This window comes from Qipengyuania sp. (assembly GCF_042095715.1).
Taxonomy (GTDB): domain Bacteria; phylum Pseudomonadota; class Alphaproteobacteria; order Sphingomonadales; family Sphingomonadaceae; genus Qipengyuania.
Genome location: NZ_JBELMO010000093.1, coordinates 1 through 8,227, shown reverse-complemented (window position 1 = coordinate 8,227; position 8,227 = coordinate 1). Strand labels below are relative to the sequence as shown.

Annotated in this window: 12 protein-coding genes; all 12 read right to left on the bottom strand. The window is 64.1% G+C overall.

Features of this window, described 5'->3' with window-relative positions:
- On the bottom strand, nucleotides 1–1,983 hold a 1,983-nt coding region (locus ACFDTG_RS15150; protein ID WP_375291817.1), incomplete at its 3' end, for a hypothetical protein.
- Entirely contained in the window at nucleotides 1,983–2,516 is a 534-nt protein-coding gene (locus ACFDTG_RS15145; protein ID WP_375291816.1) for a hypothetical protein, read from the bottom strand. The genes ACFDTG_RS15145 and ACFDTG_RS15150, both read right to left, overlap by 1 nt.
- Nucleotides 2,506–2,745, bottom strand: coding sequence for a hypothetical protein (locus tag ACFDTG_RS15140; RefSeq protein ID WP_375291815.1), 240 nt, complete (start codon nucleotides 2,743–2,745; stop codon nucleotides 2,506–2,508). The genes ACFDTG_RS15145 and ACFDTG_RS15140 overlap by 11 nt, the downstream gene beginning before the upstream one ends.
- Nucleotides 2,742–3,191, bottom strand: a complete 450-nt coding sequence (locus ACFDTG_RS15135) for a hypothetical protein (RefSeq protein WP_375291814.1) — start codon at nucleotides 3,189–3,191, stop codon at nucleotides 2,742–2,744. Before ACFDTG_RS15135 ends, ACFDTG_RS15140 begins: the two co-directional genes overlap by 4 nt.
- 10 nt (nucleotides 3,192–3,201) lie before the next feature.
- Nucleotides 3,202–3,798 (bottom strand): hypothetical protein, encoded by a 597-nt coding sequence (locus tag ACFDTG_RS15130; protein ID WP_375291813.1) that lies wholly within the window; start codon nucleotides 3,796–3,798, stop codon nucleotides 3,202–3,204.
- Nucleotides 3,795–4,238, bottom strand: coding sequence for a D-Ala-D-Ala carboxypeptidase family metallohydrolase (locus ACFDTG_RS15125; protein WP_375291812.1), 444 nt, complete (start codon nucleotides 4,236–4,238; stop codon nucleotides 3,795–3,797). Before ACFDTG_RS15125 ends, ACFDTG_RS15130 begins: the two co-directional genes overlap by 4 nt.
- Nucleotides 4,229–4,615: a hypothetical protein gene (locus ACFDTG_RS15120; protein WP_375291811.1), complete on the bottom strand. Its 387-nt coding sequence runs from the start codon at nucleotides 4,613–4,615 to the stop codon at nucleotides 4,229–4,231. The genes ACFDTG_RS15125 and ACFDTG_RS15120 overlap by 10 nt, the downstream gene beginning before the upstream one ends.
- Entirely contained in the window at nucleotides 4,612–4,752 is a 141-nt protein-coding gene (locus ACFDTG_RS15115) for a hypothetical protein (RefSeq protein WP_375291810.1), read from the bottom strand. The genes ACFDTG_RS15120 and ACFDTG_RS15115 overlap by 4 nt, the downstream gene beginning before the upstream one ends.
- Nucleotides 4,752–4,925: a hypothetical protein gene (locus tag ACFDTG_RS15110; protein ID WP_375291809.1), complete on the bottom strand. Its 174-nt coding sequence runs from the start codon at nucleotides 4,923–4,925 to the stop codon at nucleotides 4,752–4,754. Before ACFDTG_RS15110 ends, ACFDTG_RS15115 begins: the two co-directional genes overlap by 1 nt.
- A gap of 27 nt (nucleotides 4,926–4,952) precedes the next feature.
- Nucleotides 4,953–5,201: a hypothetical protein gene (locus ACFDTG_RS15105; RefSeq protein WP_375291808.1), complete on the bottom strand. Its 249-nt coding sequence runs from the start codon at nucleotides 5,199–5,201 to the stop codon at nucleotides 4,953–4,955.
- 26 nt (nucleotides 5,202–5,227) lie between these two features.
- Nucleotides 5,228–5,773 (bottom strand): DUF4376 domain-containing protein, encoded by a 546-nt coding sequence (locus tag ACFDTG_RS15100; protein ID WP_375291807.1) that lies wholly within the window; start codon nucleotides 5,771–5,773, stop codon nucleotides 5,228–5,230.
- A partial coding sequence (locus ACFDTG_RS15095; protein WP_375291806.1) for a hypothetical protein occupies nucleotides 5,773–8,227 on the bottom strand: 2,455 nt, incomplete at its 5' end. The genes ACFDTG_RS15100 and ACFDTG_RS15095, both read right to left, overlap by 1 nt.

The following is an 8,227-nucleotide window of genomic DNA, read 5'->3' as shown; positions in this document are numbered from 1 at the left end:
CCGGTAATCGGTGAACAGCGGGTCGTTGCGCACGGTCTCGCTGGTGCCGTAATTGGAGCCGACGCCCGGATAATCCTGCACCCGGTCGGCGCCGGTTTCGTTGGGAACCTCGGCCATGAATTGGCTGAAATTGCCCCGGCAGCCGACGCCGTGGATGAAAGCCCAGTTGCCCTGCGCATTGCCGCTGGCGTCCGACTGGTTGGTGCCGCGGAACACGTCGCATTTGGAGAACACGGCCACCGCGATATTGCCCACCACGCTTTGCAGCGTGGACGTGCGGCGCGTCGGCCCGTCGTCGTAGAAGGCATTCCACCGCCCTGCCAGCAGCGCACCAGCGTGGGTGTTGTTATGAATTATGACGTGGCTGTTGTTGCCGGTCGCGCTGTCGGCCGAGATCCGCACCGCCGGGCCCGTAACCGCCGTGCTATATTCGATCACGTTCTGCACGAAGGCAAAGCCGTTAACGTCGTTATCGGCCGCGATCCCGAGAGTTCCTTGGCTAGAGCCGGGGTTAGGCAGCGTATTGAATGCCTGGATCGCACCGGACTGCGACCTCGTACCACGCTGAAATGTCGCGTTCCAAATGTATGAGCCCACAACACACCATCCCTCGATCGGAAAGCCGCTGGCGCCATAGGCGGACGGGATCAGGCGGATCCCACGCAGCAGCCGGTGCTCGAAATTCGCGGGATTGAGGATGGTCCCGTTGGTATTGCTGACGTTCGTGAACGTCGTGCCGAAATGATAATCGTGCGCCTGGTTGATCCAGGGGAAGTCGTAGCCCCCGTTGTCGAAGTCGCAGTTATCGAACATCAGCTCCATCTGGTTGGTGCTGTTGGCGACGAATGCGCCGGTGCCTGTCCGCACCACGCCAAGATCCTTCAGCACCAGCGCCCCGGTTGTGAGCGGCGCGGTGAGCGAACCGCCGGTGCCGAGGAAGGGCCCGAAGCTGGCCGCGCCGAAGCTGACGCGCGCGTTCGCTTTGGGAACGGCGGGGTCGCGGGTGATGGTCAGCGCCGCGACCTTTTGCGTGCGGTGCGCACTGGTCGCCCCAAGAACGAAGGGCGTGCCGCCATCATGACCGACGCGAATTTCGCCCATGTCGACGCCGCTGGTCGCACTCAGCGCAGTCTGAAGCGCGCTGATCGCGGCTGAAACGCTGGCAAAGGGGCTGGCGCTCGCGGTCGCGGCGTTGGTCGAAACGACCGCACTGCCGCTGTCGCTCCCGCCATTCGCGGCGGTCTTCACATAAGCGAGCGTCTTGGCGCCGGTGTTCTTGAGGAAATAGCGGGTGCTGAACCCACGCGCGGCATTGCCGTCCAGGGCGCTATCGGCGATCGAGCGACCGTCACCGATGCGCGGATAGACTTTCGCGTCCAGCCTGATCAGGCCCGGCGCAAGGCCGTCCACGTTGATATTCGCCTTGTAGGCGATAACCGCGTTGCGGTCGCCCGCGCGGTTCGAGACGACCGGCAGGCCGACCTTGACCGTGGCGGTGGCGCCATCCTTGTCGGTGGCTATGAACTCGACGCAGGCGACTTCCCTGCCGCTGCCCGCATTGCGGTGGAAGGCCGTCAGTTCGGCTTCCAGCGTGCTGCCAACCACGAGGCGGTGCGGCATGATCCAGTTCGCCACCGGCTTGGGACTTATGACCGTCGAATTATTGACGACGTCCACGATGCTGTCGGTCGCATAGACGTAATCGGACAGCGCCACCTGATCGGTGGTCAGATCCTTGTGCAGCGGATACGGCTTGCGCACCCGCTTGGTCGTGAGAAGCGTCTCGGTGGTGACCGCTGCCGAACCGGTCGCATCGAAGCCCTGCCGCTGCACGGCGACGGACCTCAAGGCGAGCTCCTGGGGCGCGATCATCGTCGCGCGCCAGCCATCTTCGGCGATGGCGCTGATCGGCGCGGTGGCGGCGACAACGGCGGCAAGCGCCGCGATCGGGGTTCCGCACCCCAGGCATGCTCGCAGGATCATCAGGAGAAGCGCCCGGTCGCGATGACGGAGACGTTCGCGCCGGTCGTCACGCTCCAACCCGCTGCCTTCGCCGCGGTCCCAAGCGGGAAGGTGAAGGGATGCAGGGTCGAAACGCTGTCGGCCCCGCCCGTGAACACGGTGATGGCAGCCCCCGCCCCGTCCTTGACCGTCACCGCGCCGGGGGATTTGGTCGCGGGAATGATGGTCAGGGTAGCGAGCATATCGCCGACCGCTCCCACCGCGCCCAGCTTGGTCGAAACGGAGCTGGCGGCGACCACCTGATAATGCGGGCTCTTCAGCCCCTCGATCGCAAGGGTGTTGGCATCCTGCTTCGCTTCGGTCGCCTTCCCGGTCAGTGCTTCGGCGATCGCCTTCAAACGGCCGAGCAGCGTATTGGCCCCGGGATTCGCGGCTGCGGCGCCCATGGCGTCGGCGCCGGTTTCATCGACGATCGTCTGCGAAACGGCGTGAACGTCGCCGCCGACGTCCTTCGACTTGAAGGTGGTCGCGCCAGCGGTGAAATTATCGGGCATCGTCTGTTCTCCTGCATGCGAGGGTGACCGCCGCGGCCGAGACATCGGCGCGCGTGACCAGCCATTCGCTGTCCATCATCGTGAAAGTGGTGCCCTTCAGGCGGCGGCGGGTTTCCAGGTCGGCCGTCGCGATCGCGACCTCGGCCGTCTCCCCCTCGATACGGACCTGCGCCATGCGCGCCACGCCCGGAATGGCCACCATCTCGGGAGGTGCGATCTCGATCTTCATCGCTGGGCCATCCTTATGCTCACCGTCTGTTGCCAGCTGCGCTGCGGGTCGCTGTCCGTGCTGGCGGTGACTTCGAAGCTGCAGGCGGCGCCCTGACCCGCCCAAGTCTGCGCGTTGACCTTCGCGGGATCGATCGTCGGCCAGATCGCGATATGGCGATCGTCCACCTGTCGCGCCTGATATGTGCCGGTCGACGGGATGGAGAAGCCCAGCGCCGCGCTCGCCGGCAGCACAGCTAGCGAAACCGTAGTGAAATTCTCCCCGTCCTCGAGCAGCGCGGACAGATCGAGAAGGTAGTTGAGCTGATTCGCGGGATCGAGGACATGGCCGGCCACCGTGAACCCGCCGCTGCGCGTCAGCCTGATGATGCGCTCTGGCGGCGTGGGCAGCGGTTCGGGCAACGGCGCATCGTCGAAGACGCCGAGGGCGATCAGAATGGGTATCATGGTGCGCCCGTCAGTTCGTGTTGGGATCGATCGCGGATTGCGCCCGCGTCCATGCAATCAGCGCCTCGAGCTGGAGCGCCTGCTCGGTGGCGATTACGTCGCGGGCGAGCTGCTCGGCATCGGATCGAGGAAGTCGCGGATAGCGGGCGGTGTCAGCAGCTCCGCCGGCGCCGCCGGCCAGGCCGGGCATTTCGCCTCCACCGCCCGGACCGGGAGCGGCGCTTCCACCCTGTGCGAGCTGCCGCCGCAGCCCGTCAGCGCGAGCGCGCAAGGCCCCAAGGTCGCGGGCATGGCTTTCCAGTATCGCATCGGTCGCTTCCTTCTGCTGTGCCATGACGCGGGCGATGCGCTGCCGCTCAAGCGCGGCCGCCTCCACCTGCGCCTGGCGGTACGTCTGTTTGGTGAGCCGATGCGCCTGCGCTTCGGCATCGCGCTGCGCGGTGACCTCCGCCACGTCTTCGACCAGCTCGGCGATGCGATCCTTGAAGCCGTCAATTGGGCCCAGGCCTTCGATGCGCACGGTCTGCGCCGCCATTCCGGCCAGTGCGACGATCGCGATTGCGCCGTAGATCTTCGACGTCAGGATCGAGAAGGGGTTGAGCGTCATGCGCGCAATCCCGCCACGTACTGCGTCCGCCCCTTGGCAATCCGCGCCGTCAGATCGTGTTGCCGCAGCCGGCCGTGCCGATAGCTGACGTGCACCCAGCGTCCGAACTCGTAGATCAGCTGGTCGTAGCGCAGATTGCGCTGGATCCACTGCGCGACATCGAGGACGTGGATACCCGGAACGGTGATGTCCGCCGCCTCGCCCTTGCAATGCTGGCTTGAAGAGGCTCCGCCGATCGCGCGATTGAGCTCGGGACCGCGATAGCCGCTCGATACGACAACCGGTCGGCCGAAATGCGTGCGCACCGGCTCGAGCACCTCGACGCAGAGCGTCTTGAGCGCCCCGACCGCTGGCGCCGGCGGCATATTGTCGATCCCCCGGCGCGCGGCCGTTTGGGAGACGACCATCTCCTCGAGCGTGAAATGCGGGCTCAGCTGCATGATCGAAGCACTCCTGCGATGAGGAACCAGCTCGCCAGCGCGGCGAGATAGGCGAACCAGAAGGGACGGCGATAGGTGCGCCCCTCCCCCATGGCCGCGACCCACACGAGCGCGGACTTTCCGGCGATCACCATGACCGCACCGAGAAAATAGAAGGGGTTCTGGATGGCGAAGGATTGCCCGTCGCGAAGGATCTGTTCGATTCGGCCGAACAGGGTGAACCCGTAACCGAGCGCGACCAGATCGATGCCGACGCTCATCACCAGCGCGGCATTGAAGATCGAAAGCGGGAAGCGCGCGCGCCATCCCGAACGCGACCACCCAAGCCCAATGAAGGCGCTGCCGATCAGCATCCACCCGAAGAGCAGCAGGATCATTCGCCTTTTCCTTTGGTGAGGGCGTCGAGCGCCCGATCGATGCCGGCTTTCGCCTCGAGTTCGGTGAGGCGGGCATCCATCGCCTTCGTCATGTCGCGGATATCCAGGCCGATCAGCCGCAGGAAACGCTCCAGCATCAGTCGTCTCCCAGTCCGAGGAACTTCTTCTCGAGGAGCTTGATGCGCGCTTCCTGTTTGCTCAGGATTTCGCGCAGCGGCTTCACCACGAACATCTGGCTCGCGGTCCAGCCCATGCTGAAGATCGCAGCGAAGACCGGGATGGTCAGCGCGCCGAGGTCGATATCGGGCATGATGTCTCCAGGCCGCCAGCGGCGGCGTCAGGGCTCGATTTCGAGCCGTTTCCAGAACAGATAAGCGCGCAGGCAATGGTCGGGCCCGTCGCCCAGCCTCACCGCGCACCAGTCGAGCACCGCGGCGGCGCGCAGGCCCCACGGCATCCCGTTGAATGCCGCCTTCCCGACATAGCCGCTGATCAGCTGCCGCCCGGTCGGCCGATCGGCGAGGCCGAATGGATAAAATAGGCTCAGCCAGACGGTGCAGGCGAGGATATCGATCGCGCGCAGCATCGGAAGGATGCAGTGCGCGCAGCGTGTCAGGAACCCGGCCACCCGGCGTTCAGGTCGGTGGCTTCCAGCTCGGCCAGGCTTGCGGCCGCCTCGATGGCAGCATCCAGTTCGTTCTTGCGGTACTGGCAGGCGGCAACGTGCTGTGCGACCTGGACGCCCATCCCGATCATCGCGGCGGCATCGAGCGTGACATATTGGTTGTCCTCGGTGCGCCAGATCGTCGAGAATTGCGCGCCGCCGATGCTGGCCAGCTGGACCGATCCACTGATGTTCAGTCGGCTTTTCAGATCCGTTTCCACGCGGCCGACGCCGGGAATGGTAATCCCGCTGTCGGTATGTTTTTCGCGCAGGGCTTTCACCTTGGCCATTGCGTCGGACCGGGCGACCGCAAGTGATCCCGCCTCGTCGATAACCGGCTCTTCGCTGTCGAAGGACCAGACCATGCCGACAGGGTCCACGCCTTCCGGCCAATCGCGAAAGACTGTGCCCTCGCGTTGCGGCTCGAACTCGACTTGGTCGACCGACACCAGTCTCTCGATCTTGCCCGTGATCTCGTCGACGAACGCCTTCATCACGAGGTCCTCACGTAAAGGTTTCCGCTTACGTTCGTCGATGAACCGGCCCCGGTTTCCCTACGAGAATAGAGTTTCACCCTGTATGTCTTGGATGAAGTGTGCCCCGTAGGCAGACTACCCGATGGGCCAAAGACGCCTGCCGGCTCGCTTACATAAGCAGTCTCGCCGGAGGCCGGGTTATTGCCCTCGAAATCAAGTTCCGCTCCACCGTCGGTAAGGTTCTGGTATGTGAGCTTCAGCTGGGGCTTGTAGGTCGTGCTTGTCGTTGAGTAGCTGGCGGTAGCATCCGCAGAAAGAGTCGATCCGGCAGGCACCGTAACGTCGATCTGTTGGGTGAACGCATAGGTGGCTGTGTTGCCCAGGGCGTTGAAAGACTGCTTGAACTGTTGGGCGGCTGCCCCTTCGGGCTGCTTGTCCAAGGTGATCTCGACCGTCCCGATCTGCACCCCCTGATAGGTAACGACGACCGAGGCCTTCGCACTATCTACCGAGAGCCCCGTCGCCGTGAAGGTGGCCCCCGACATGCTGCCGGAGAACCCGGTGGTATTGGCAAGGGCGAAAATGCAACTGCCGGTGATATCGGCGCTGCCGCGCAACACCTTGAGGGTCACCGATCGGGGAAGTTGCCCGGACTTCGGGACACCATTCTGCGTTGTGGCGATGCTCCACGCCGTGCTGGGCGGGGATATCGTGAACCCGTCCTGCCCGTCCGCGCCCTTGATCAGCGACCACGTATAGGCGGCGGGGTCGCCGCTGTCGGCGGGCGTGCCGTCCGTATAGACCCCAATATAGGTACGCCCGGTCGGGTCTGAGAGATGGAAGTCCGTCTGGCCGTTAGCGGAGTTGGCATAGGCGATGTGGACGTAGGAAGGCTGTCCGTTCGATCCTGCCGGTCCCGGTGTGCCCTGGTCCCCCTGAGCGCCCTTGATCAGCGACCAGGTGTAAGCGCCGGGGCTGTTGCTGTCGGCTGCGGTGAAGTCGGAATACACGCCGATGTAAGTCCGGCCGGCGGCGGCGCCGGTGGTGAAGTTAACCGTGCCATCCGCGCTGTCGGCATAGGCGAAATGGACGTAGCTCGTCTGACCGTTCGAACCGGCGGGGCCCTGAATACCTTGCGGGCCTTGCAGCCCATCCGCGCCCGGGTCGCCTTTCTCACCCTTGTCACCGTCTTTGCCGGAGCCGGTGAGGGTTACATCTTCGACACGGGCACCAAGGGATGCCATGGCCGCCCGGAAGCGGAGCGGGTTTACAGAGCCATACCACTCGTAATTCGCGAACTCGACGTCGTTGATATAGAAGCGGACATACTTCTTGCCGTCGAACTGGACCCGGCAGCGGGTGGGTTGGTTCATGTCGACCGTGGGACCAGCAAAGGGCAGCTGGGCACCCTGCACGTAGGCGGCGGTCACCCCATCATCCCGGCGGAATATCGCGAAGGTGACGCTCTCGTAACTGTTGCCCTTATCGCCCGTAGGAACCTCTTCGAGGCCGGCCATCATGTTGCTGTTTGGGCCGGCGGGATATGTCCAAGATACAGATGCACCTCTTGCATACTGCTCTTGCGAGTAGACGAGTCCTGCACCCCATCCCAAGTTGACGGTGTTGCGGGCTGAGCCACCAAGCACCTCGGTGTTCGCCGACGTCTGGGTCAGCAGCGTGACGTTGCCCGACCGCTGCTGCGGGAAGGCACCAAACTCTACGTCGGCGATCCGGCCTTGGACCGTAGCGATCGAACTGTCGAAATAGAACTGGTAGCCTGGGCCGATGTCTTCCTTGTGGCGCTCTACGCCCAGATAGAGAAAACGAACGTAGCGGCCGTCATAGACAACCTCGAAGGTCCCTTGCCCTATGTAATTTGGAATTACGAAGCCTGGGATCTCGCTGCCGCTGCGATAAATCTTGACCTCGGTCTCGTTCACATACCAGGCGTAATCCAAGCTGTTGTAGCTCGAATCGGCAGTAGGATCTTGGTTCAGACCCGCCATGACCCTCTGGTCGTTTCCGATCCGAAAGGCTGTGCGACAACCGTTCTTGTAGCCTACTGTCGAGTAAGCCTGGGAATTCCATTCGTAGGCGGCGCTCGGCACCTTGATGACCTGATTGCCGGCAATCGAGACATTCGTCCCCGCCATGCCGAAGGGCGGCCCCTTGTATTCGCGCCAGGCATAGGAGGCCGGGTTGGTGCTGTCCGCCTCGACTTGGTCGACGTAGACGCCCTCGAAGGCCCGCTCGCCGGGCGCGCCGATCGTGAAATCGATCGAGCCGTCCGCACTGTTCGCATAGGCGTAGTGAGTGAAGCTGCTGTTGCCATTGGCACCTGGTGCGCCGGGCACACCCTGCGGCCCCTGTTCGCCCGGCGGCCCTTCGAGGCCGACGAACGCTCCGGTCGTTACCGGGCCAAGGATCCTCCGCGCGCCAAGACGTCCCCGAACGCGATAGCGCACCGCGACA